Annotated in this window: 16 protein-coding genes and 6 pseudogenes; 8 read left to right on the top strand and 14 right to left on the bottom strand. The window is 60.2% G+C overall.

What is annotated here, in order from left to right; all coding sequences use genetic code 11:
- A pseudogene (locus NKI15_RS30940) lies at window positions 1-243 on the bottom strand (hypothetical protein); the annotation flags it as partial.
- 133 nt (window positions 244-376) lie between these two features.
- Entirely contained in the window at window positions 377-1,666 is a 1,290-nt protein-coding gene (locus NKI15_RS30935) for an ATP-grasp domain-containing protein (RefSeq protein WP_352888035.1), read from the bottom strand.
- 488 nt (window positions 1,667-2,154) lie between these two features.
- Between NKI15_RS30935 and NKI15_RS30930 the strand changes: the two are divergent.
- Window positions 2,155-3,175, top strand: a pseudogene (locus NKI15_RS30930) (transposase).
- Window positions 3,176-3,586: 411 nt separating this feature from the next.
- Here the strand turns inward: NKI15_RS30930 and ltrA are convergent.
- Complete coding sequence (ltrA, locus tag NKI15_RS30925; RefSeq protein WP_352888032.1) at window positions 3,587-4,825, bottom strand: group II intron reverse transcriptase/maturase; 1,239 nt, start codon at window positions 4,823-4,825, stop codon at window positions 3,587-3,589.
- A 726-nt stretch (window positions 4,826-5,551) separates the two neighbouring features.
- Here ltrA and NKI15_RS30920 point away from each other — a divergent pair.
- From NKI15_RS30920 to NKI15_RS32065, 3 genes and pseudogenes are all read left to right on the top strand, one after another.
- Window positions 5,552-6,392: pseudogene (locus NKI15_RS30920) on the top strand (tyrosine-type recombinase/integrase); the annotation flags it as partial.
- Between the two features lie 52 nt (window positions 6,393-6,444).
- Window positions 6,445-6,900, top strand: a complete 456-nt coding sequence (locus NKI15_RS32070; RefSeq protein ID WP_502898737.1) for an IS91 family transposase — start codon at window positions 6,445-6,447, stop codon at window positions 6,898-6,900.
- Window positions 6,878-7,356: pseudogene (locus tag NKI15_RS32065) on the top strand (IS91 family transposase); the annotation flags it as partial. The gene NKI15_RS32070 and the pseudogene NKI15_RS32065, both read left to right, overlap by 23 nt.
- 644 nt (window positions 7,357-8,000) lie before the next feature.
- Here NKI15_RS32065 and NKI15_RS30910 read toward each other — a convergent pair.
- Window positions 8,001-8,360 (bottom strand): transposase, encoded by a 360-nt coding sequence (locus tag NKI15_RS30910; protein ID WP_352888029.1) that lies wholly within the window; start codon window positions 8,358-8,360, stop codon window positions 8,001-8,003.
- A gap of 38 nt (window positions 8,361-8,398) precedes the next feature.
- Here NKI15_RS30910 and NKI15_RS30905 point away from each other — a divergent pair, with 38 nt between their 5' ends.
- Window positions 8,399-8,992, top strand: coding sequence for a transposase (locus NKI15_RS30905; protein ID WP_352888026.1), 594 nt, complete (start codon window positions 8,399-8,401; stop codon window positions 8,990-8,992).
- A gap of 73 nt (window positions 8,993-9,065) precedes the next feature.
- On the opposite strand, the gene NKI15_RS30900 is transcribed toward NKI15_RS30905, so the two are convergent.
- Window positions 9,066-10,076: an IS110 family RNA-guided transposase gene (locus tag NKI15_RS30900; RefSeq protein WP_352888023.1), complete on the bottom strand. Its 1,011-nt coding sequence runs from the start codon at window positions 10,074-10,076 to the stop codon at window positions 9,066-9,068.
- A gap of 66 nt (window positions 10,077-10,142) precedes the next feature.
- Between NKI15_RS30900 and NKI15_RS30895 the strand changes: the two are divergent.
- Together NKI15_RS30895 and NKI15_RS30890 are read left to right on the top strand one after the other, a co-directional pair.
- Window positions 10,143-10,313, top strand: a pseudogene (locus NKI15_RS30895) (IS630 family transposase); the annotation flags it as partial.
- 75 nt (window positions 10,314-10,388) lie between these two features.
- Window positions 10,389-11,576 (top strand): IS701 family transposase, encoded by a 1,188-nt coding sequence (locus tag NKI15_RS30890; RefSeq protein WP_352888020.1) that lies wholly within the window; start codon window positions 10,389-10,391, stop codon window positions 11,574-11,576.
- 722 nt (window positions 11,577-12,298) lie between these two features.
- Here the strand turns inward: NKI15_RS30890 and NKI15_RS30885 are convergent.
- The 9 genes and pseudogenes from NKI15_RS30885 to NKI15_RS30840 all read right to left on the bottom strand — a co-directional run bounded on the left by NKI15_RS30885 (window position 12,299) and on the right by NKI15_RS30840 (window position 23,559).
- Complete coding sequence (locus tag NKI15_RS30885; RefSeq protein WP_352888017.1) at window positions 12,299-13,405, bottom strand: alcohol dehydrogenase family protein; 1,107 nt, start codon at window positions 13,403-13,405, stop codon at window positions 12,299-12,301.
- A 16-nt stretch (window positions 13,406-13,421) separates the two neighbouring features.
- Window positions 13,422-14,528 carry a mandelate racemase/muconate lactonizing enzyme family protein gene (locus NKI15_RS30880; protein ID WP_352888014.1) on the bottom strand — a complete coding sequence of 369 codons (1,107 nt, stop codon included), beginning with the start codon at window positions 14,526-14,528 and terminating at the stop codon, window positions 13,422-13,424.
- A 383-nt stretch (window positions 14,529-14,911) separates the two neighbouring features.
- A complete protein-coding gene (locus NKI15_RS30870; protein ID WP_352888011.1) occupies window positions 14,912-16,366 on the bottom strand; it encodes an aldehyde dehydrogenase family protein in 1,455 nt (484 codons plus the stop codon).
- Window positions 16,359-17,465 (bottom strand): aromatic ring-hydroxylating oxygenase subunit alpha, encoded by a 1,107-nt coding sequence (locus NKI15_RS30865; RefSeq protein ID WP_352888008.1) that lies wholly within the window; start codon window positions 17,463-17,465, stop codon window positions 16,359-16,361. The genes NKI15_RS30870 and NKI15_RS30865 overlap by 8 nt, the downstream gene beginning before the upstream one ends.
- Complete coding sequence (locus NKI15_RS30860) at window positions 17,462-18,610, bottom strand: MurR/RpiR family transcriptional regulator (protein ID WP_352888005.1); 1,149 nt, start codon at window positions 18,608-18,610, stop codon at window positions 17,462-17,464. Before NKI15_RS30860 ends, NKI15_RS30865 begins: the two co-directional genes overlap by 4 nt.
- A 1,741-nt stretch (window positions 18,611-20,351) precedes the next feature.
- Window positions 20,352-20,483, bottom strand: a pseudogene (locus tag NKI15_RS30855) (IS481 family transposase); the annotation flags it as partial.
- A gap of 162 nt (window positions 20,484-20,645) precedes the next feature.
- A complete protein-coding gene (locus tag NKI15_RS30850) occupies window positions 20,646-21,830 on the bottom strand; it encodes a glycine C-acetyltransferase (RefSeq protein WP_352888003.1) in 1,185 nt (394 codons plus the stop codon).
- Window positions 21,831-21,896: 66 nt separating this feature from the next.
- Window positions 21,897-22,856, bottom strand: coding sequence for an aminotransferase class IV (locus tag NKI15_RS30845; RefSeq protein WP_352888001.1), 960 nt, complete (start codon window positions 22,854-22,856; stop codon window positions 21,897-21,899).
- Window positions 22,857-23,103: 247 nt separating this feature from the next.
- Window positions 23,104-23,559 (bottom strand): Lrp/AsnC family transcriptional regulator, encoded by a 456-nt coding sequence (locus tag NKI15_RS30840; RefSeq protein ID WP_352887998.1) that lies wholly within the window; start codon window positions 23,557-23,559, stop codon window positions 23,104-23,106.
- A gap of 73 nt (window positions 23,560-23,632) precedes the next feature.
- Here NKI15_RS30840 and NKI15_RS30835 point away from each other — a divergent pair, with 73 nt between their 5' ends.
- Window positions 23,633-23,932 carry a hypothetical protein gene (locus NKI15_RS30835; protein WP_352887996.1) on the top strand — a complete coding sequence of 100 codons (300 nt, stop codon included), beginning with the start codon at window positions 23,633-23,635 and terminating at the stop codon, window positions 23,930-23,932.
- Window positions 23,933-23,958 lie beyond the last annotated feature (26 nt).

Here is a 23,958-nt window from a genome sequence, read left to right as displayed (position 1 = left end):
TACGCGCTCGAGGAATTTTAGTGCGGTCTCCCTGGCCTCGGCCTCGGACATACCCTTAATCCACATCGGGGCTGCCATGCAGTTCATCAGCACCGCCATATGCGGGAAGAGATTAAAGTGCTGGAACACCATGCCAACGTTCTTACGAACTTCGGCTAGGTCACGCATCTTGTTGTGCAACCTGATCCCGTTGACATTGATCGGCCGCCAAGGCACACCGTCGGGCCCTACATAATGTTTCATGGATGTTCCTCTCTTGGTGCCGATCGCTCGGACTCTGTTTCAACACCGCCATTCTGAGGGATAGCCACCAACCTGGCCATGCTTGTGAAGGACGGCCCATTCCGGCACCTAGTCCATCAATGTATGGCGTCGATCACCTATTGCCCAGCGTCACCTCCGCAGGCGGGTGAGAGTCTTCAGTCTGTTCCCGTCCACTAGGGGTCGGAAATGGTGTGATCGACCAACTAACCAAGTCGACGGCTCGCTCAAGTATCGCCGCGACCGAAGCACGGTTGGGTGAAGCAGCGATGATATGTCCGATGCGGTCTCGATGATCGCCTTTTCTTACGATCGGCGTCGTGGCTTTTGCATACAACTCGACCTCGGCGACGCCCGGCAAAGCAGCCGCCTGACTGTCACCACGGATCCAATCCAGGGTGCCGTCGCGATCTGCGATCAGGAACCGCGCGCCCGCAGCATGCGAACGCCTTTTGCGTAAATCCGGTTCGTCGCCGACGACAAGCTTGATGTGCTCAGTGACGAGGTCGACACCGTAAGCCAGCTGAACCAATTGCGGATTGGCCCCACCCCCAATACGCGGATTGACTTCAATGACGACTGGCCCACGGTTCGTCCACCGGGATTCCACGAAGGATGGCCCCCAGCCAAGGCCGAGAGCTTGCAAACAGCTCAGCGAAATATCGGCGATGCGTTTATACTCCTCGTCAGTCAGCGGGGCTGGATGCGTGTACTCACGAAAGATGAAATTCGGAGGGGGGCCGAATTCAGCGGCCTCGATCCCAATGACTTCATTCCCCATTATATCAGCGCTATAGTGCTGTCCTTGTATGAACTCTTCGACCAATATCTGTGGCGAAGATGGACATGCATGCTTTTCGCCCAACAGATAGGCCGCATGTTCGGCTAACTCATCGACGTTGCCGCACAATCGGACTCCAATGCTGCCGCTGCCTTGAAGTGGCTTAAGAACCACCGGCAGCCCGATTTGCGCGGCAGCGCTTTCAACCTCCGCCGCATTCGCTGCCAAGCGATAAGCAGGCATGGGAAGGCCGGCATTCGCGAGGAGCTGACGTTGAGTAAATTTATTGCAGCACCGTTGAACCGATGCGGGGTTCGGTCCCGGAAGATCGAAATGTCGGCAGAGCTTGCCAACTGTTGCATATGTGGACTCGTCGTCGCCCGAAAAGCCGGTAATACCAGCAATGTCATACATCGCACGTAGCCGCGAACATTCGCGGATCAGTGCCTCGGGATCGTCGGTATCAATACGGATTGCCTCGATAGTTTCCGCCGCGAGATAGTCGTGCCGAGATGGGTCAGACGACAGGGTAATTGGATGAAGACCAAGACGCTTGGCTGCTTTCATGTATAGAAGACCAATACGACTGTGGCCTTCAACCAGGATGAGCGCTCTTCTTGTCACTGGCTGTTGACCCTCCATTGCGTGCTATCCGGCGGTCTGAACGTAAAAAGGAGTCGGATACCTATGTCTACCCCAGCCGCTGACCTGCGGGTGAAGGTATCATTGTCGGGGATTCGCGGTTGCAAAGATTCTGTAAATCTATTTGAAGGATCTGTTTTCGCTGAAGGCGACGTTCGTAGTGATGATGACGCTTGGTGCGCTCGTTGGCCTGCCCAGCAGATGGAAGAGTAATGTGCCACGTGAATGGCAGTAGCGGAGCTAGTCAAGGATCACGAGATCGGAGTGGACGAGGCGATTGGCGATCTGACCTGAGCGACCCTGGACCTTCTCCTGTTCAAGGCCATCGGCCAGCCCATACGTTCTCGAGGCGAAGGCGGTCGTCCTCCCCCTAAGCTGAGATCGGACGTTGCTCCGGATTGGCCGAAGCGGGACTGTCGGTGGTTTCGTGTCACGGCGGGCATAGTGGGAAGAACGGAGAATGATTCCCAATGGCCCGACGCAAAGAACCGAGGATCCCTGATGCGATTGTCGACCAACTCCTGGCCGGCGCCGATCCGAAGACGATCTTCGACCCCAAAGGTTTGAAGAAGGCGTTCGCCGAGCGGGCTCTCAACGCCGAGATGGATCACGATCTCGATGGGAATGAAAATAAAGAGGCCAGCGACCGCCGCAACGGCTACGACAAGAAGACGATTCCGACCGACATTGGCGCTTTCGAGCTGGCGATCCCGCGATCGGGAAGCAAGCTGCGACCCGCAACTGATCGCCAAGTACCAACGCCGCTTTGCCGGCTTCGACGACAAGGTTACTTCGATGTATGCGTGTGGCATGAGTATCCGCGAGATCGTCGGCCATCTGCGGGAATTATAAGGCACAGACGTGTCGCCGGACCTGATCTCGACGGTGGTTGACGCTTGGCAGGGCCGCTGGACCCCGTTTACCCGTTGGTGTTCTTCGATGCACCGCGGGTGATCAACGAACTGAAGAACTGCGGTGTCGAAGGCATCCTGCTGGCGGTCGTCGACGGCCTCAAGGGCTTCCCGGAGGCCATCGCCGAAGTCTCCCGCAGCCACCGTCCAATCGTGCATTGTTCATCTGCTCAGATACAGCCTCGAGTTCGTGTCCAACAAGGACCGCAAGCCGGTCGCCGCCGCTCAAGGCATCTACCGGACCATTGACGCGACCGCCGCCGAAGAGGCTCTGGCCGCCTTCGAGGGCGGCTTCTGGGGCAAGACATCGGCCAGAGCTGGCGCCGGGCATGGAATGAGGTTGTGCCGCTCTATGCCTTCCCTACGACGTGCGCCGAATTATACACCACAAATTCCATTGAAGCCCTGAAGCCAAGCTGTTCCGACCCATTCACTTCCATAGCGACGGGGCCGCGGCGAAGCTGCTCCTCCTGGTCTTGAACCGAACCGAAAAAGAGTGGAGGATGCCGCCCCGTGAATGGACGATGGCCAGTTCGCTATCCTGTTCGGCGAGCGCTCCCGCCGGGCAATGGCTGGATAAATGTCAACCCGCCCGCCCTGACAGGAAATCTCTGATAGTCCCGCCGAAGCCGAGCCCCAGCTTAGAGTCCTCTCTGATTGGGGGCGTTGTGATCAAGCTGGTCCTGCACTTTCCTCGACCATCCCGCGGATCACTCGCTTCTCTTCAGAAGGTTATGGCCGTCGCGGCCGATGAGTTCACGACCTGCTCGGCATGCCAGTTCTCGAGCCGGCCGACAGCCGATCCGCAAAGCACCACCGCGACCGCTACGGGGACCTCACGGGCGTTTCCCCAGGCAATGCCCGGCGTGCCATCTAAAGCGTGTCGCGATTTAAAGGATTCAGGATTGATCGGGATAGGGGGACGCCTCGCGGCGCCGCCCCTCCCACACCACCGGGCATACGGATCACGTACCACGGCGGTTCGATCGGATTAAGCTTGGGCAGAGACATGGAGGCGAGGGAGACCGAGAGACTCGAAGTAATGGTTGCGCAGGGCCTGTTGGACCGCCGGGTGTCCTGACATGCGCCAGAACCCCGTTGGTGAACCGGCGGCAACCGCAGCTCGGAACTTTGGCACGCCACGACGGCGCAGCTCCTTGTAGCGGTTGTGCCCGTTCCCCCATTGCCGCCAAAGATACATGCGTAGTCTCCGGCGGATCCACGCTTCCAGGTGTGTGAGCACTCGAGGCGTCTGGCAGAAGCCGAAGTAGCCGCGCCAACCGACGAGGTATGGCTTCAGCTCCTTGATCAGCTGCGGCAGACTGATGCCCCGGGTCCGGCGTGTCATGTCCCAGATCCGCGTCTTGAATTTGGCGAGGGCCTTTGGCGCGATGCGCCGCTCGCTCCCGTCATTTGAGATGCTGAACCCAAGGAACTTCCGCTCCTCCGGCCGCGCCACCGCGCTCTTCGCCTCGTTGACCTTCAGCCGCAGCTTCTTGGTCAGGAACCGGCCGACCGAGGCCATGACCCGTTCGCCGGCGCGGCGACTGCGAACATAGATGTTGCAGTCGTCGGCGTAGCGGCAGAAGCGGAGACCACGTCGGGCCAGCTCCCTGTCGAGGTCGTCGAGCAGGAGGTTGCTTAGGAGGGGCGAGAGCGGGCCGCCTTGCGGGGTCCCCTCGTCCACCGGACGGACCAGGCCGTCCTCCATCACCCCTGCATTGAGGAATGCACGGATGAGTTTGAGCGCCCGCTTATCGGACACCCTGGCGGCAACGCGCGCCATCAGGCTATCATGATTGACCCGGTCGAAAAATCTTTCGAGGTCGAGGTCAACCACGTAGCTGTAACCCTCGGCAATGTAGCATTGCGCTTGGGCTACTGCCTGATGAGCGGAGCGTCCCGGGCGGAAGCCGTAGCTGTGCTCCGAGAACGTCGGGTCCCACTGCTCTTGGAGGACCTGCAGCAGGGCTTGCTGGATCAGTCTGTCGACGACGCAAGGCACGCCGAGTTTTCTGACCCCACCCTCCGGCTTGGGGATTTCGACCCGCTTGACCGGCTGCGACTGATAGGTTCCCTCGAGCAATCGAGACCGAATGCTTGGCCAGTGCTCACGCAGGTAGCCCTTGGCGTCGTCGATGGTCATCCCATCCACGCCTGGACCGCCCTTGTTGCTTCGAACGCGTTTCCACGCTGTTTCCAGATTCCCTCGGCTACATACCGTCTCCATTAGCTGTTCTGTCCAAGCCGGGCTTTCGGGTGCCGACTTCGCCACGAGTGGTTCGGCCCCTTGGTAACCGCTGACAGGGGCTTCACCCCGGTCCCTCGGTTCCAGGGCCAGTGAATACTGGGTCTCCTGCCGCTTTCCACTCATGAGTTGCCAGTCCTACTTGCCACTTCCAATCGTTCGGGCCTTCGGTCATCGTTTCCGGCTCGGCCTATCCGTTTGCTCCGCCTTTCGGCCTTGGAGTGCCTCACTAGCCTTGCCGACTGCATCACCTACTACGCCCTCTGCTGACTCCTGCATCACGGTCAGGTCACCTTGCGGTTCCCTCAGTTCCGAAGTCGGAACATGACACAGGCCTCCCCAGGTAAGTTCAATCGCCTTCCCCGCGCACCTGCCGGATCTACAGCCCTGCCCCTTGATGGATATGGACTTCGCGACACGTTGCCCGCTCGTCCGGCCAGGGATGCCTCATATCCGGTTTCTGTTCGTCAGGTCGCGGTTTTGCTCCACGCTTCCTTCAGACACCACCTCGCGGTAATGCCCTTGCGCTTTGCTAAGCCTTCACCTCCATCAGGTTGGCTAGGGGACTTTCACCCCCAAGCGGTTGAACATGCTGGGCACACAACGAAGCCGCTGACGCGGCATTTGGTGCGAGGGTTTGCGGATAAGGCTTCTGTTTTGAAGGATTGCGGCTGTTGAAGCGCAATCTTGAAGAACAGGAGATGAGAGATGGCCGAGTTGAGCCCTCTGCGCCGTCGCATGATCGAGGACATGACGGTCCGCAATCTGTCGCCGGCAACGCAGCGATCCTACATTCACGCGGTGGCGAAGTTTTCGCGGTATTTTGGCCGCTCGCCCGCGCGGCTTGGTCTGGAGGACGTCCGCGCCTTCCAGGTGCATCTGGTGGCGAGCGGGATATCGTGGCCGGCGCTGAACCAGACGGTGTGCGCGTTGCGATTCTTCTACGGCGTGAGCTTGGCCATGCCGATATCCCGGAACGGATCGCCTATGCCCGTGCGCCTCGCACGCTGCCGGTGGTTCTGAGCGCCGACGAGGTTGTGCGGTTTCTGGAGGCGGTGCCAAGCCTGAAGACGCGCACGGCATTGACCACGGCCTATGCGGGGGGCCTTCGCGCCTCCGAGACCGTCGACCTGAAGGTCGGCGACATCGACAGCGAGCGCGGCGTCATACTCGTTCGTCACGGCAAGGGCGGCAAGGACCGCTACGTGATGCTGTCGGCACAACTGCTTCGCATTCTGCGCGTCTATTGGCGGCTGGCAAAGCCGAAGGATTGGTTGTTTCCCGGCCGTGACGCAACCGCGTCGATCGATGTGCAGATTCTATATTCGGCCTGCCGCTCGGCACGGACTGCCGGCGGTATCGACAAGCGCGTGACGGTTCATACATTGCGGCACAGCTTTGCCACGCATTTGCTGGAGAACGGCACCGACATCGGATTATCCAGGTCCTGCTCGGCCACAACAATCCGTCGAGCACGGCGCGTTACACGAAGGTCTCCAACGGTCTCATCCGCCGCACGCAGAGCCCACTCGACCGACTCATCCTTGATCGTGGTTCAGGACACGCGCTGGAGGTTGCCGCCGGACTGAGCCGGCCGCGCCATGTCGGCGAAGTTGGAGGTGGCGGATATCTTCCGCCGCTACGGCGAGCAATATCGGCGGGTCAATGACGGCCATCTCGGACGCGTCGAGCGCCGCACGATGAGCGCGATCGAGTTTTGCCGAACGGCCGAACTCGGTGGCCATGTTGAAGGATGCCGGTCCTGCGGGGCGATCCGCATCGCTTACAACTCCTGTCGCAACCGGCATTGCCCGAAGTGCCAGGGACAGGCCTGTCGTGAATGGCTCGCAGCTCGACAGAACGAACTCCTGCCGGCTCCCTATTTCCATGTCGTCTTCACGCTGCCGGCGCAGATCACCGCAATCGCCTTCCAGAACAAGGCTACGGTCTACGCCATCCTGTTCAAGGCCGCCGCCGAGACGCTGCGCACCATCGCCGCCGATCCGAGACATCTCGGGGCAGAGATCGGTCTCGGTGCTCCACAGTTGGGGTCATAACCTGCACTATCATCCCCACATCCATTGCATCGTGCCGGGCGGCGGCATCTCGCTTGATAGAACGCGTTGGGTCGCCTGCCGGCGAGGCTTCTTCCTGCCCGTGCGGGTAATGTCGCGCCTGTTCGCCGGCTGTTCCTGGGCGAACTGCAGACGGCGTTTAACACCGGCAAGCTGAGCTTCTTCGGCGATCTCGCCCATCTGGCGGCACCCACGTTCAACCGCAAGCTTGCAGAAGTCCGCCGCCTCGAATGGGTCGTCTACGCCAAGCCGCCGTTCGGCGGGCCAAAGCAGGTGCTGGCCTATCTCGGTCGCTATACACACCGCATCGCCATCGCAAACTCACGGCTCGTCAGCATGGCCGGCGGCAAGGTCGTGTTCCGCTGGAGAGACTATCGGCATGACGGCAAGGCAAAGCTCATGGCGCTCGACGCCCACGAGTTCATCCGCCGGTTCCTGCTGCACACGTTGCCGGACTGCTTCCATCGCATCCGCCACTACGGCTTTCTCGCCAACGGCCATCGTGCCGCAAAGCTCGACCTATGTCGCGGGCTGCTTGACGCTCCCCTGCAGGAGAGTGTCGCAAAGGGTGTCGAATGGGACACCGCCATCGCCCTCTCGACAACTCACCGCTGCTCCTGTTGCGGAGGGCAAATGATCACGCTGGCATCTGGCGATATGGACAAGCGCCTCCTCGCCCGTTCTGGCGTGACACATCATGATCGCGCCGAGTGCGTCAGGAACAGGGAAGTCCAGCACCGGACGTCATGCGTGCCGGCAGCTCCCTGTCGACCAGCACCATGCAACGCGACTGACTGGATCGTTCAGCGGCCACCTTGGCGGCAACATCAGGCTGAACCATCGGCATAACGCCCTCGCAAGCGCCGTCGAGGAACCTTCCGCTGCCGGGAACCATGGCGTTCGGCAGCCAACCTTCAAGCCGTTCGACCTGTCGGTTCCGACACAATCCCCATAGCGCCATACCATCCCGCGGCGTCGTTCAATCCGGCTTGCAATGAGGTCCGACGCAGAGCCCGCGCGCCCGTGTTGTGCATGCGGACCTCACAGAAGCCTCCAGATTCCCCTTGATTTGAGTTCGTGATTCATTGCGGTTGAAAGGAGACCGCGATGGGCAAGCCGCTACCGCTTGAGTTGCGTCGGCGTGTTGTTGCGTATGTCGATGAGGGAATGGTCACCGCGAGGCAGCGCGCCATTTCCGCGTTTCGCCTCGCTTTGTGAACAATCTGATCAACCTGCGGCGGCAGACCGGTTCGCTCGAAGCGCGCCGGCAGGGCCATGTGGGTGGCGGCAAGCTTGAGCCGCATGCCGAGTTTGTGCGTTTGCGGTTGGCCGAGACCGGCGAACTGACGCTGGATGAGCTTTGCGTCGAACTGAAGGTGCGTGGTGTGAGCGTGCACCGCTCCAATGTCGGGCGCCTGCTCCATCGCCTTGGGCTCAGTCAAAAAAAACTCTACTGGCCAGCGAGCAGCAGCGGGCCGACGTGCGCCAGGCACGTGAGCTGTGGACCGGGCGGCGAAAGCGCTTCTTCAACAAGGCTTTGGCGCGGCTGATCTTCATCGATGAGACGTCGACCAACACCAAACTCACCAAACGCACCGGCTGGGCGCCGAAGGACGAGCGCTTCAGGACCCATGCGCCCTTCGGCAAATGGCAGACGCAGACCTTCATCGCCGGGCTACGATGCCACGGTCTTGTCGCGCCGTGGATCGTCAACGCGCCGATGAATGGCGCCATCTTCGAACGCTACGTCGAAACGCAGCTCGCTCCCGAACTGTCGCCCGGCGATGTCTTCATTCTCGACAATGTCGGCTTCCACAAGAATGAGCGCGGCGCACAACTGGTTCGCCAAAGGGGGCGCTTGGCTCCTGTTCCTGCCGCCATACTCGCCCGATCTCAATCCGTGTATGGATGGCTCCTGCGGGTCAAGGGTATCGGATCGGGTTTGGTGAACAGGTCGGTTGCGGCCATGTATACGGCGTCTGAATGTGCAACGGGATCGCTGCGCGCCCTGATGAATATCCGCTTGGAGAACAGGTCCCACTCAATCGAGCGCGCTCGAGGCGCTTCGGATTGATCGGGGTGTCCTGGTTCTTCGTCTCCGTTTGTTCGCCATCACCTCACTTTGCCCTGACCATTCCGAGAGCCTGTCAGGCTGCCTGCGGCTCGTAACGCGATCCGTCCCTCAGGACGGCGAATATTGTTCGTGCCATGCGATGCGCCAAAGCGACGGCGACTATCTTCGTCTTCTTTCGCATCAGCATACCCGATAGCCAGTCCGAGGTCGGTTCGCGCTTGAGTCTGCATCTGAGCATGATCTGCGCCATGGCGCCCAGATACAGCAAGCGTCGGATATAACGGTTGCCCATCTTCGAGATCCGGCCCACCCTCTGCTTGCCTCCGGTGGAGTGCGGCTTGGGAGTGAGGCCGAGCCAGGCGGCATAGTCCCTTGCGCTGCCGAAATTGTCGACATCCGGCGTCGTCGCCGCGATGATCGTCGCTGACAGCATCCCCATACCTGGGATTGTGGCTAGACGCTGGCTTGTCTCGCTTTGCGCGTAGGTCTCTTCGAGTTCGTCGGTCAGCCGCTCGATCCGCTTGTCCGTCTCGGCCAACTGATCGAAGAGCAGACTCACAGGCATCCGAGCTACTTCCGGCAGTTGATCCAGTTGATCCTTCAGTCGATTGACGTTCTGCGCGCCCTTCGCCGCGATGACGCCGAACTCCGTCATGTGGGCTCGGATCGCGTTGCCGATCTGCGTGCGCTGGCGAACCAGAAAGTCTCGCGTGCGGTGAAGAACCGGAACCGACGAGCAGGCTTCGCTCTTGATGGCGACAAACCGCATGGAGGGGCGTGTCACGGCTTCACAGATGGCGGCCGCATCCGCAGCATCCGTCTTCCCGCGCTTCACGTAAGGCTTCACATAGGAGGGCGGCATCAGCCGGACGTCGTGCCCCATCTCGAGAAGCCTGCGCCCCCAATCGTGAGAACCTGCGCAAGCCTCCATGCCGATCAGGCATTGTGGACGCTTCTGGAAAAACACCAGCAACTGGCTGCGGCGAAGCTGACGGCGTACGAGAACCCGACCGTTCCCGTCGACACCATGGATCTGGAAGACACTCTTTGCGAGGTCGATGCCAACTGTGGCAAGTTCTGACATGGATGGCTCCTTTGCTCGGGACGACAACATCCCAACTATGGCGCAATGCGACGCCGGGAGCAGGAGCCATCCACACCATCAATCGAGATGGCCTACTCAAAACTCAAGGCGCGGCTGCGAAAGAAGGCGGCCAGAACCTTCGACGCACTCTGCGAGGCTCTCCGCGATATCTGCCACCTGTTCGAGCCGACCGAATGCAGAAACTTCTTCAAAGCTGCCGGATATGAGGCCAATTAATCGCGACACGCTTTAGTACTACAGTTGCGGATCATTTGATTTTCTGATTCACTTCGACAGATTATGGAGGGAACCATGTCTGTCGCCTCGTGGTCAGGGTCGTTGTTGGCTTGGGAGCAGGAGCTCATAGCGCTGAAGGCGCGGGTTGGGCGAGTGCTTCCTCGTCGTGAGTTGCGGGAGACGGGCGCAGATTTCCTTGACGGCCTTCTTTCCGGCATTGAGCGCAAGACGGGCTGGCTGATGGCTGAGCAGTCCGGAGCGGAGCGGCCCTATCGGATGCAGTCGCTGTTGGGGCGCAGCCACTGGGACGCTGATCGGCTGCGAGACGAGGTTCGCGATTATGTGGTGGAGGCGTTGGGCGATGAGGATGGCGTCCTGATCGTCGACGAGACGGGATTTGTGAAGAAGGGCGATCGTTCCGCCGGTGTCGCGCGTCAGTACTCGGGAACGGCGGGGCGGATCGAGAACAGCCAGATCGGCGTGTTCTTGGCTTACGCGAGCCGCTACGGCCAAGCGCTGGTCGATCGTCGCCTTTATCTGCCGGAGAGCTGGACAAAGGATCGGGCGCGATGTGCCAGGGCATCGATCCCGGAGACGGTCGAGTTTGCGACCAAGCCAAAGATGGCGCGCGCCATGGTCGAGGCGGCGCTCGATGCCGGCGTCCCGTGCGCTTACGTTCTGGGCGACGCTGTCTACGGGGCGGACAGCAGCCTTCGCCGGATGCTGGAAGCTCGCGAGCAGCCCTATGTCTTGGCGGTTCGAGGCGCTCACTTCATGCGCCGTGGCGGGGATCGTCTGTTTGAGGAAACCTCGCCCGAGGAACTGGCCAGCGAGTTCGAGCCCGACGACTGGGTCTGTCATGCGGCAGGTGAAGGCGCCAAAGGGCCTCGGCTCTACGACTGGGCACGCATCCGCCGTCCTTGGACGTCAAAAGGCGGCTTCGAGCATTGGCTTCTCGTCCGCCGCAAGCGATCGACATCCGGAGAAAAAGCCTATTACCTGGTCTTCGCCCCGCCCGGTTCCTCCTTGGCCGAATTGGCGGCAGTGGCCGGCTTGCGCTGGGCGATCGAGGAGTGCTTTGAGCGCGCCAAGGATGATCTCGGACTTGATCATTGCGAGGCTCGATCCTGGCACGGATGGCATCGCCATATGAGCCTGTGCATGGCCGCCCTGGCATTCCTCTCGAAGCTATCGGCTGATCTTCGCCGCAGCGCATGGAGCAAACCGAACGAAACGAGTCCAAACGAGCCAATCGCCGCCTGATCCGGATGGCTGCGCTCGTCCCGAGCGTCCCCGAGATCCGCTATCTCCTCGCCCGGATCCTCATCTTCCCACCGACACAAAAGCCCTTCATCATCGCCTGGTCGCTATGGCGACGACAACATCAGGCTGCGGCCACCATCTGTCACTACAAACGACATCGGCATCCGCAACTGTAGTATTAGATAATCATTGTCGAAATATTCGACGGCGGTCACCGGACGCCCGCCACACCAGGACGCGTCATGGTTGAGCGTTGGAATCCCGAGTGGCCCGAAAAAGCAGAGGCGTAGCCTTCCTTGGCGACAGCATCGCGCCGGCCTACTTGGGGCGGTCCTGCAAAAGTGTGCGCTATCCTCTGGCAACCCCTCCCAGGCAGGGCGCGGCGCCCTGCCTGGAAGACGCAGTTGTTCTACAAGGTCACGAAGTCCGGCTGCCGTGCCGACGAGGCTCAAGACCGTCGAAAGGTTGGAGAAGTTCCTCGTCCTCATCACGGTGGTCAGATGGCGCACATTCTTCGTCCCTATGTCGGCGCGCGCAAGTCAGACTGCGCCCGACATCGTTCTCACCCACCTTCGCCGAGATCATTGCGCTCGACTGGATTGACGCGTCCCGAACGCGGCCGCGCCTCCAATGGGCCGCGCTCGCCGCTTACCTACTGCAAGGGCGGTGCGGACGGCAGGAAACAACGGCTGATTTCCGGCGTTCAGTTCAGTCACCAAACGTCAGGACATGGTGACCACGATGTTGCCGACGTGCCGCTTTTCCAGGAATGCCTCCTGTGCCGCAGCGAGTTCCCGAAGTGGGAATTGCGCGGCAAGCAGTGGCCGAAGCAGGCCCCGCTCGATCAGGCGGATCAGGCGTGGGGCCGTGCCGGGAGGGACGATGGTCGCGCCGGTGAGTTGCAGGTCCTTGTAAATCAGCTGGCGCAGGTCAAAATCTACAAAGGGACCGGCGATCGCGCCCGAAGTGGAATAGCGCCCGCCGTGACGCAGGGCTTCAACCAGAAGTCTGAAAAGGCCGCCGCCAACCACGTCTAGTACGACATCCGCACTGCCGCCGCCGGCCGCGCGAATTGCTTCGGCCATATGGGGCGTTGCGCGGTCGATCACTGCTTGGGCGCCGAGCTCCTCGAGCAGGGCCGCCTTAGAACGCGAGGCGATCGCGATCACGCGAGCGCCGCGCAGCCGGCAAAGCTGTACTGCGGCCGATCCCACTCCGCCTGAGGCGCCTGCGATCACTGCGGTCTCGCCCGGCCTCAGGCCCGTGCGAGAGATCAGGTTGTCCGCCGTGGTGTAGGCGCAGGGAAAGGTGGCCAGCTCGACATCGGACAGCGGGCTGTCGATGCGGATCGCGTTGTCGGCGCGCACCGTTGTGTAATCGGCAAATCCGCCGTCGCATTCGGAGCCGAAATAGGCCGCGTTCTTGCTGTCAAACCAGTTCCCCGGGCCGAGAAGCCACGGATCAACAATAACCCTTTCGCCGATCCGGCCGGTGTCGACGCCGTCACCGACGGCCACGATGTGGCCCGCCACGTCGGCACCTTGGATGCGTGGAAACTGCAGCGCCGCGCCCACCCAGCCGCGGGCGTCGGCCACGGCGTGGGCGAAGCCGGCGCGGCCGCTTGAGGGGCTGATGCCGCCGCGAATGGCTTTGGAATACCAAGCGGTACGGGTGTTGATATCGGTGTTGTTGAGCCCGCAGGCTCCTACCTTTATCAACACCTCGCCGGCAGAAGGCTTGGGCACGGGCCAATCTTCGCGGTATTCCAGCTTATCAAGGCCGCCGTGACCCGTCAGGATCACTGCGCGCATTGAGGTCGGGTGGGTCACGTGTCTCTCCTCGGGATCACGAATAGATCGCAACGGCCTCACCCAGCACCTCGACGTCGGGTTCGACGCCGAGACCGGGGTCACTCGGCGGAGTTGCGAAGCCGTCGACGTTCCTGGCACCCTGGCCCGCAACCGGGTCGACGCAGAGATGATGATGGCAAAGCCAGCTCGCAAGCCTGTTTTCGGCTGGCGTGGAGGACGCCAGGTGGATGGCTGCCGTATCGGCCAATGCGGAGCCGCCAAGGTCCTCGATATGCATCTGCCACCCCACCGACACGCCGAAATCGCGGATCTGCCGAGCCTTGGTCAGTCCCCCCACCCGGTTCGGCTTCACCTTGACGCCTTCACAGGCACCGAGCTTCCAGGCTTCCAGATGGTCCTCGAAAGTGTGTAGGCATTCGTCGAGCATGATCGGCTGCCTCACTCTTCCCGCCACATGCGCGCATTGGGACAGAGTCTGGCAGGGCTGCTCGACCCAACCGCGCAGGCCTATATTATTCAAGACCCGGATCGCGACCGCCGGCTGCCAGGCGCGGTTGACATCGTAGGTGGCGGTCTCGTCGGGCTGCAGAGCGGCCTCGATAGCCTCTATCCTGGAGATGTCGCGCGCCGGGTCGCTGCCACCGACCTTTGCCGAATGGGTGCGGTAGCCCTGTGCATACGCCTCCCGGATGAGGGCGATCATCTCCTCATTAGAGGCGGTCGAGATCGACGAATTGAGCGCGACCGGATGGGCTTCTTCGCCACCAAACAGGCGCCACAGCGGCATGCCGCTCGCCCTGCCGAGAATGTCCCAGCAGGCCATGTCGATGGCTGACTTGACGTAGAGATGGCCGGGTAAGGCGGTGTCCATGGTGCGGTTGATCGCGTCCAGCGCGCACGGGTCGCGCCCGAGCAGCGCTGGCGTCAGTGTTGCGATGCCAGCCCGGATGCCTGGTCCGTGCGCCGGCAGGTAGGTGTTGCCCCATGGGCAGCCTTCGCCCCAGCCGGACAGACCCGCATCCGTATCGACGCGCACGAAGGTGCTGTCGAGTTTCTCGAATTTAAGCCGGCCGCCGGACAGCCAGTAAGGTTTCGTCAGCGGAAGCTCGTGCTGCCACACGTATATCCGGGTGATCTTCATAGGATGTTGCACTCCTCCAGAACCTTCTTGGCGACTCAAAAGAATCCAAGCGCGTGCGGCACACCACAATAGATCCCGACGACATGATCGCGGCGCGGATCTCTTCCATCGACACTCCGTTGTTGAGCGCGCGTCGGCAATGGGTCTTCCACTCGTGCATCTTTCCGAAGCCCCAATCATCGCAAGGCTCATGAGCGAACGCGTCTTGGCGTCGATCGCTTCGTCGCCCCAGCCGAACCCCCAGCACCAGGCGGTCATCGCCTGCTGGAAGGAACGGGTGAAGGCGTCGGCAGCGGCGAGATTCTTCTCCACAGATTCAGCCCCCAGCGAGGCCTTCGGCTGGCAAGGCCTTGTCAAACAAATCTTCCCTCACACGAAAACCCCTAGGATTGAAGTGCGATCGCGATGTTCTTGGTCTGCACATAGTTCCACAACGCCTCGCGGCCCTTTTCCCGCCCGTAGCCGGACTTGCCATAACCGCCGAACGGCGTCTCGACGCCGCCGGCGAACCATTCATTGACGAAGACCTGGCCGGCGCGCAGCCGCGCGGCTGTTTTCATCGCTCGGGTGATGTCGGCGGTAAAGACGCCACCCACGAGGCCGAAATCGGTTCCGTTGGCGATGCGCAGGGCCTCTTCGTCCCTACCGAACCTCAGGACGGACAGAACCGGGCCGAATATCTCGTCTCGGGCGAGGGTCATCTCCGGCGTAACACTGTCAAATATGGTCGGCTCGAGGAAATATCCTGGCTGGTTGAGTTTGCGGCCACCGACGACGGCGCAGGCCCCCTGGCGCTCGGCCTCGCGGCACATTGCTTCGGCGCGATCGCGTTGAGCAGCGGAGATCATCGCGCCCATATTTGGGCCGTAGTTCCGTCGATCGATGCCCGGTCCGACCGAGATCGAGCGGGCCATGTCAGCGACCCGTTCGACGACCTCGTCGTGAACGTCTTCGTGGACGATCAGTCTGGACATAGCCGAACATATCTGGCCGGCATTGAAGAAAATCCCCCAGCGCACCGACGACACGAGCGCGTCGAGGTCGGCGTCAGGCCAGACGATCGCGGCCGATTTGCCACCAAGCTCCAGCACGCAGGGGACGACGTTCCTGGCCGCGGCTGAGGCGATACTGATGCCAGCCGGCACGGAGCCGGTGAACACGATCTGGTTGACGTCTCGGTGGCCAACCAGCGCTGCCCCCCCTTCGCCGCCAAGCCCGCACAGTATGTTCACTGCGCCGCGTGGCAGGCCAGCATGTTCGGCCGCCTCAGCCAGGTATGAGCTGGACAGCGGGCCAAGTTCGGGAGTCTTGACGATGCAGGCATTGCCCGTGGCCAGGGCCGGCGCCAGCGAGCGACCGGCTATCTCCAGGGGATAGTTCCACGGGATCACATGCGCGGACACGCCATAGGGCTCGTAGGTTGTAAAGTCGTAGTAGCCCTCGCCGAGCGGGATCGAGCGGCCCTCGAGCGTTTCGGCCTGGTTGCCGTAATATTCGAAATAACGTGCCGCACCGTGGATCTCGAGCCGCGCCTCCCATAACGGCTTGCCCGCCTCACGACACAGCACTTCCGCGATGATGTCGATATTGGCCAGAAGGTAGTCACCCATCGCTCGGACCATCCTGCCTCGCTCCACCGGACGCATTGCAGTCAGCACGCCAGTTTCGTGACAGGTTTTAGCGGCGTGGATCGCACGATCGACGTCGGCGGCATCCGCAAGCGCCTGCTCGGCCAGTCTTTCACCTGTTGCGGGATCGTCGACCACGATCCTGCCGGCGCAGCCGTCGGTCCAGGTGCCGCCAATATAATTCTGCCAATAGGCCTTGATCTCAGGCATCGACGGCCTCGCGCATCCACTGCTGGAGAACCTGTATCGAGTGCTCGGAATTGACGCCGCAATCAGGGTCGACAACGAGTGGGCCGGGCCGATAGCCACGGCTTTTCAGGCCGAGCTGGACGGATTCAACGATGTGGATGTCTTCCTCCACAGTGGTCGTCCGATCTTGGATGGCCAGCTTACGTATCACCTCCGAATTGCCTCCGTCGATCGTGTACCAGCCGCGCCATACGACGACCTCGTCCACGCCCTTGGGGCGCCAGTGATAGGTGTTCAACACGTTGCCAGGATAGACCTGGAAGGAGAATGTCGGCCACAAGAACCACGACGAATACTTCCCGGCGTGGGGATTGGCAGCAAGATCGATCGGGTAGCTCATGCGCTCAAGGTTCTGGCATTCGGTCGTATGTCTCAGGCAAAAACCCTGAGGCTGAATGTCATAGGTTTCCGGCTTGATCACGGCGGTCGAGAAAGTTTTGTGATTGAACTGGCAGTGATAGCACTCGGAATAGTTTTCGACGGAGACTTTCCAGTTGCAGTGTTCGGGAATCTCGACCCATTCCAGTGGTTTCAACCGCTCGATGTGAGGGACAAAGTCACTAAGTTCTTCTCGAACTCTCGAGAACCATTTGTCCATGGGCTTCGCATCTGGATCGAGATTTACGAACACGAAGCCCAGAAAAACCTCGGTTCGTACCGATGGCAAAAAGGTATCGTTGCGATCGAAATCGGGAACAACCTTGATGTTCGGACCGCTGCAGAGTTGACCGCTGAGCTCATACGTCCAGGCATGATAGGGGCATACCATAAGCTTGGAATTTCCGGTCCCGCGCACCAACTCATGCGCCCGGTGCTGGCACACATTGTAGAAGGTTCGCACTTCACCGCCGCGATCGCGGATACAGAACAGGTTTTGGCCAGCGATCTCGAAGGTGAAGTAGTCGCCCGGCTTCTCCAGTAGGGAGATGTGCCCGGCGAATTGCCAGGTGCGAGCCAGCAGGCCGGCCTGTTCCTGGGCGAAGATCTCTGGATCGATGTAGTAGCGGGCTTCCAGAGACCGCACGGACACGATCGGCGGCATGGCGGGGACGTTATTCATTGATCCTTACTCCGGTAAATATCAATCTGATGGCGTCGCTGATGAAATCGCTCGATATTGCTAACAGCCTCGGGGCCGGCCTCGGCTATGACAAAAGCCATGATCGTTTCGAACAGCGCCGACAAGGCGACGGTCGAGGTGAAGAATTGCGGCGAGTCCATCGGCACTACGAAACGGTGTTTGGCCTTTGCCAAGATCGGCGACGCAGCGCTGTCGGAGATGCCAATCACCTTGATGCCATGAGCCAATGCGACGTTGACGGCCTCGACCACCTCACGACGGTAAGGCCTAAAAGTCATGGCGATCAGCAGGTCGTTCTTGTCGGCCCGGATCAGCCCGTCGACGGGCGGTGTGCCGTCGCGGGGGATGGCGACGACGTTGCCGACAGCCATGCTGGCGATATAGGCGAAATTTCCAGCGATCGTGGTGGCAATGCCGACACCGAGTACATAGGTGGTGCGAGCGCTTACGATCGCTTCCGCCGCATTCTTTACGACCGTTGCATCGGTTTTGGAGAAGAGGACTTCGATGTTCTCGATCGAGGCAGTCGCCATCTCCGCATAGAGCTTGGGAAATTTGCCGCCCTTGGAGAGGGATTGTAGCCAGCGAGCGCGGTCGGGAAAATCCTCGCGTCCCCGGATGACCTTTTCTCGGAAGGGGTTTCGAAAATCCTCATAACCCTCGAAACCCAGTGCGCGCGCCATCCTGACAAGCGTATTTGGCTTCACGTTGGCGTCGCGGGCCACCTTCCTGATCGAACTGACGCTGATCAGGTTGGGGTTTTCCAGCACATGCGCGGCCGCCTTCTGCAGTTCTGGCGTAAAAGAGGCCAGACGAGTGGCGATTTCGCCGAGAATCTCAGCCGCCCCGTAAGAATAGGATAATGGTTCATTTGTTTGTTTCATCGTCGAAAAACCGTACAACTGCTCCAGAACGGGTTTGCAAACCTCATTCGCCTCATTATCGACGAGGACCGAACTTCGTCGCACGCAAGTGGTCACTTTCCAGGGCCGGCGCCAAATCCCGGCGAAAGGGATCTGCCTCAACGTTCCAGGCGCCATGACCCGCCATTTCCAGTTTGAATTGTTTGAGCAGCGCTGCTCGAACTCGATACCGATCCGGATCTTGTGAACAAGGTTCTGCATCACACTGCAGGATGAGAAATATCTGTTCTTGATTCGGTATGCGCTCCCAGCAGAGGATGACGGACCTATCCGCCAAGCCGATCCGCGGCGAGGTGCTAACGTGGGCACGACGACACCGAGCCTGCCGTCTTGGGTTGCCAAACTCGCTGCCAATCACTGCTGCAGCAAAGATCTCAACCCGCTCGTCCACACGCCGTTGGCTAAGGGAACCGCCGGCCAGTTGTTTGAATAGGTCGCTGCCCGGAGGCCAGCACCTTCGAGTGAGATCCCGGCCCATGTCGCACCAACTCGGTTGGGCAATCAGCTTCAATGGGATTATATCTGGCCCGCCAAGTCTTTCATCGGGTGTTTTCGTCCGATTCTCAAATCGGTGGCGGAGGTATACACGGCGATATATTAGAAGCGATATGTGACGCCTGCGCGAACAAACCAGGGCTTGGCTTACCCACAGATCGGTGCCGGCGACTCTGACGCTAAGATCTGGCTGCAGGAAAAGCTTCTTGACATCGAAGCTCACACAGCCAACGCGCGCAGGCAGATCTGCCATGGGATCGGCGTTTCCACGGCCTTCCCATTGCCGTGCGCGATGTATGGTTCCACAAAGTCCGCCACCAAAGCCTGCTGGCTCACTCCCAATAGGGGTGGCGAGCGCTGTCGCACCCTGCGCCACGCCCATTTGCACTCTTGGCATGAAGTTTTCTCCTGTTATCTGGCGCCGGTAGACTTCGTCGTTTGCAGCGCGCTGGATAATTTCTCCTGGCTCGCCGATGCAGACTCGCTGCGAAGACACCGCATTTATCGTGCCAAGAAGATTACATTGAGAAAAGACGATCCCTCCCGACAGCCTGTGTCTCGAACCCGATATTGTCGTTTGTCGGACAAACTGGGCGACGGACCTTAGCGAGGGAGAGCCTCCCTCTGTTCGCAGAGGATGGATGCGATCGGCATCGCTTCGTCGTGTGCTGACGGATTCTCGCCGTCTCCGAAAGCCGCCGCCGCGACGATGGAACGTCATGAGATTTTCGTACACTGGTTTCTGCAGGAGGTCTGTTCGGCTGACGCAGACGAGTTCGCAGCGCTCCCCTGACGGAAGCGCCCGTCGCGGCGCTGTGTCGCCGCCACGGCGGACAAAGCCCAAATCTACACCGACGCCGAGATCACGGCGCTTCTCCCGGCAGCACTGTCGCTGCCGGTCGCCGGACGTATCGTTGCCTGTTGAGGCGGATTGCCGTCGACGTTCGGCTTTCGCCGCGCGCCCTGCCACGCTGTTCGGCTTGTATGCAGCGACCAGCATGTGCTGTAACGAGCCTCTGCACCTCGATCATGGCGACTTTGGCCGGGTTGATGGCGTGCTCACGGTTCGCGAGACGAAGTTCGCCTCCTTCACCGTTCGACGCAACGCGCCCTTAAAATCTCTGAGGATTGTCGCGGCCACCCGAGGGCCCGGTGGCGTTCCGTTTGCCGAAATGCTCGGTGATCGAGGCTAACGTCTTGTTTCCAATGAGGAGTGGGATGCTGCTGGCCGCAAAGCTTCAGCAAGCGGCTCGGGCAAAACTCTAAGCGGGATGATGACTTCCCGACTATGGCGTAATGCGACACCGGAAGCAGGAGCTCCACTGGCACGGGAAGTGCGCATCTGATCCGAGCATCGTTGCCGAGCTTGTCCGCAAGCGGGCGCCAACTCTAAAGCGGTGTTCGAAACGGGGCCTCTCTCCCTATGGTTCTATCTGGCATGCGCGAGGCGACAAAGGGATTGCCGACACACGCCGTAGACGCGCGCCGCATGGGCTTTGGACAAAGCGCATTTTATCACCGACACCGCCATCTCCTCTCGACGTAGCGGCGTGATACGGGGATTCTTGTGGATGTTCATTCGGACCCTCCGGTGAGTGCTGAAGCCTGGTAACTCCAGTCTCCCCGGTCCGGTCCGAATGGACAACCTCCCGAAAGCTCACAGCTAGCGCACATCCTTTGATTGGACTCTTGAATTTGGCCGGAAGCTTTGTTTGGCTGCGAGGCAGTTAGAGACGGCCGGTCATACGATCGACAGTTCCCTTGCTACCTCCGCAAACGCCTCAACCGCACGATTAATGTCCGCGGTGGAATGCGCCGCCGACATTTGCGTGCGGATGCGTGCCTGGCCCTTCGGCACCACCGGGAAGGAAAAGCCGATGACATAGATGCCGCGCTTGAACATGCGCGCCGCCATCTCCTGGGCCAGGCTGGCATCGCCCAGCATCACCGGGATGATCGGATGATCGGCGCCGGCCAGCGTAAAGCCGAGCTTGCCCATTTCGGCACGGAAGCGCGTCGCATTGGCATATAGGCGTTCGCGCAAGGCATCGCCATTGCGGATCAGCTCGAACACCTTGATCGACGCGCCGGCAATCGCCGGCATCAGCGTGTTGGAGAAGAGGTAGGGCCGCGAGCGCTGGCGCAGCCAGTCGACCACCTGGCTTTTGCCCGAGGTGTAGCCGCCCGATGCGCCGCCGAGCGCCTTGCCCAGCGTGCCGGTGATGATGTCCACCCTGCCCTCGACGCCGCAATGCTCGGCCGAGCCGCGGCCTTGTCTGCCGACGAACCCGACGGCATGGCTGTCGTCGACCATCACCATGGCATCGTATTTTTCCGCGAGATCGCAAACGCCTTTCAGGTTGGCGATGATGCCGTCCATGGAAAACACACCGTCGGTGGCGATCAGCCGGAAGCGGCAGTCCCTCGCTTCCTTCAACCGGGCTTCAAGGTCGGCCAAGTCGTTGTTGGCGTAGCGGAAGCGCTTTGCCTTCGACAGCCGCACCCCGTCGATGATCGAGGCGTGATTCAGCGCATCGGAGATGATCGCATCCTCCTCGCCGAGCAGTGTTTCGAACAGGCCGCCATTGGCGTCGAAGCAGGAGCCGTAAAGAATGGTGTCGTCCAGGCCGAGGAATGATGAAATCGTGGCCTCAAGCTGCTTGTGCTCTTCCTGGGTGCCGCAGATGAAGCGCACCGAAGCCATGCCGTAGCCATAGCGGTCGAGCGCGCCTTTGGCTGCGTCGCGCAATTCGGCGCTGTCGGCGAGGCCAAGATAGTTGTTGGCGCAGAAGTTCAGCACCTTGTCACCTCCAACCTCGATCTCAGCCGACTGCATCGAGGTGATCACCCGCTCGGATTTGTAGAGGCCGGCCGATTTCAGACCAGCGAGCTCATTCGAGAGATGAGAAAGGAAAGCGGCGGTCATCGGCAGATCACGGCAGCACAGCCCTCCCAGGCGGCAGAGGAACGCTCGACAATATATATCGCGGTACTAAGCGTAATTTATCGCGGTAGACCATGCCGGATCAGCATGCTTCTCCCAATACAGATCTGTCAGCTGGCGTGTCAGAGCGCCAACCTTGCCATCGCCTACAACGGTCTCATCAATCTTGGACACAGGCATAATCCCGCCCGCTGTAGACGTAATGAAAACCTCATCGGAGTCCTTCAGCTCGTCGCGATCAATGTCGCCGGCGCTGACGGATAGGCTCAATTCGCCGCATAGATCAAATACGGTCTGGCGAGTTATGCCGGCAAGGACGCCATAAGCCGGTGTCTTCAAGCGGCCGCCCTTCACGGTGAAAACGTTGAAGCCAGGCCCCTCGGCAATATTGTCGTTGATGTCGACGATCAATGCAGTTTCGGCACCGTAGTCGTACGCATCGAACAGGCCCTTCACCAAATCGAGCCAGTGATAGTTCTTGATGGTCGGATCGATCGACTTAGGCGGGATCCGAACGGTGTTGCTGATGGCGACATGCAGGCCGCGCTCGAGCTGCTCCTTGTTGGCGACCGACCCGAAGGGCACTGCGAATGCGATGAACCTGTTTTCCGACTGGCGCGGGTCACGGCTAAAATTGGGGGAGCCACCTCGCGTGCAGATCATTTCGACATAGGCCGACCTGTGCCCGGACAGCGCCACGCAGGTCGACAGGATTTTTTCGATCTCATTGCGGTTGTAGGGAAGCTTCATGCGGAGCTTTTCCATTCCGCGGAAGAACCGGTCCAGATGCAGGTCCAGCCTGAAGAACCTACCGTCCCAGACATGAACCGTGTCGTAGGTGGCATCGGAATGCAGAAAGCCCCAGTCCAGAACGGACACCTTGGCTTCAGACATCGGCAGGTACTGACCATCCATGAAGGCTACGCCGTGTGGATATTGCCTTTGATCCCGGTGCCGGTGCTCAATGGTTGGGAGCGCCGTTGCTGGTTCGGCTGCAGCAAGTGTCATTCCTGAGTCCTCCAAATCTAGCAATCCAGTTGCTCCGCGCACCCCGGCCACGATTTGCCGCCACAAAACCGCCCAGCGGATCCACGTCTCAGCGGGCCATAAGTCGTCGTGGCCGGCAGCCAGTCACCCGACGAGCCAATTAAATCGCAGACTTCGATGCCTGATTGCGATCAAAGTGGCGTTCTGGCCGCAACGCACGCTTCAAAAAACGGGATACGAGTGGCGGAAACTTTCAGCCTTAAAAGGGCTACACAAGCACCCGGGGTTCAAACTTCACTCGGTCCAGCGCAATCATGCTCTTGAACTTGCGGACATTGGGATTTGTGTAGAGTTTGGTCTTTACAAAAACGTCAAAGGCCTCGACGTCCTCCACTGCTACAATAAGAACGAAGTCGGCATCGCCTGTGATCATATAGCATTGAGTGACTTCCTTTGCCGCCCTCATCGCTCGCTTGAAGTCGTCGACGAGGTCTAAACGCTCGCGATCGAGTTCCACCGTTACGACCACGGTCAGCGACTTACCGAGCGCCTTGGGGTCAACCAAGGAGATATCAGCGGTGATAACGCCATCGGCGCGTAACTTATTAACGCGGCGCATGCATGAGGCAGCAGAGGAACCCACGAAATCCGCAAGTTCAGCGAACGATAACCTGTTGTTCTTTTGTAGGGCGCCGAGTATCCGCCGGTCAAGATCATCTATCATCCCAATACCCTAAAGGCGAAACGACGATGAGGGATTAACGATTCGAAACGCTCGTTGCAAGATCGAACGCTCAATGAAACGCTACCCCATTCAAAATGAGCCATTATTGCAATCGTCGCTGATAGGCGACCGTTTCTTTTCACCTGGGCGCGAGTTTTGCCCCAACTATTCCAAACGCCTACCGCAGATTCCGCACATGCTGGCGAACAAATGGCCTTCCGACGGCGGCCAGACATCTATGAACGGGGTCGGCATGTGCCCTGTGGAGAAGTTTATCATCTGGCTGACGATCTCACACCTGACGCACTGCTGTCCGGTTAAAATTCTAGTAGCATCTGACTGTCGTCGCGTTCGATTGGCGGTGGGGTCTTGAGGGCCTCGATTGAGCGTCTGTGCATG

It is taken from the genome of Mesorhizobium sp. M0862 (assembly GCF_040319795.1).
Lineage (GTDB): Bacteria > Pseudomonadota > Alphaproteobacteria > Rhizobiales > Rhizobiaceae > Mesorhizobium.
This window is presented reverse-complemented; position numbering and strand designations above follow the sequence as displayed.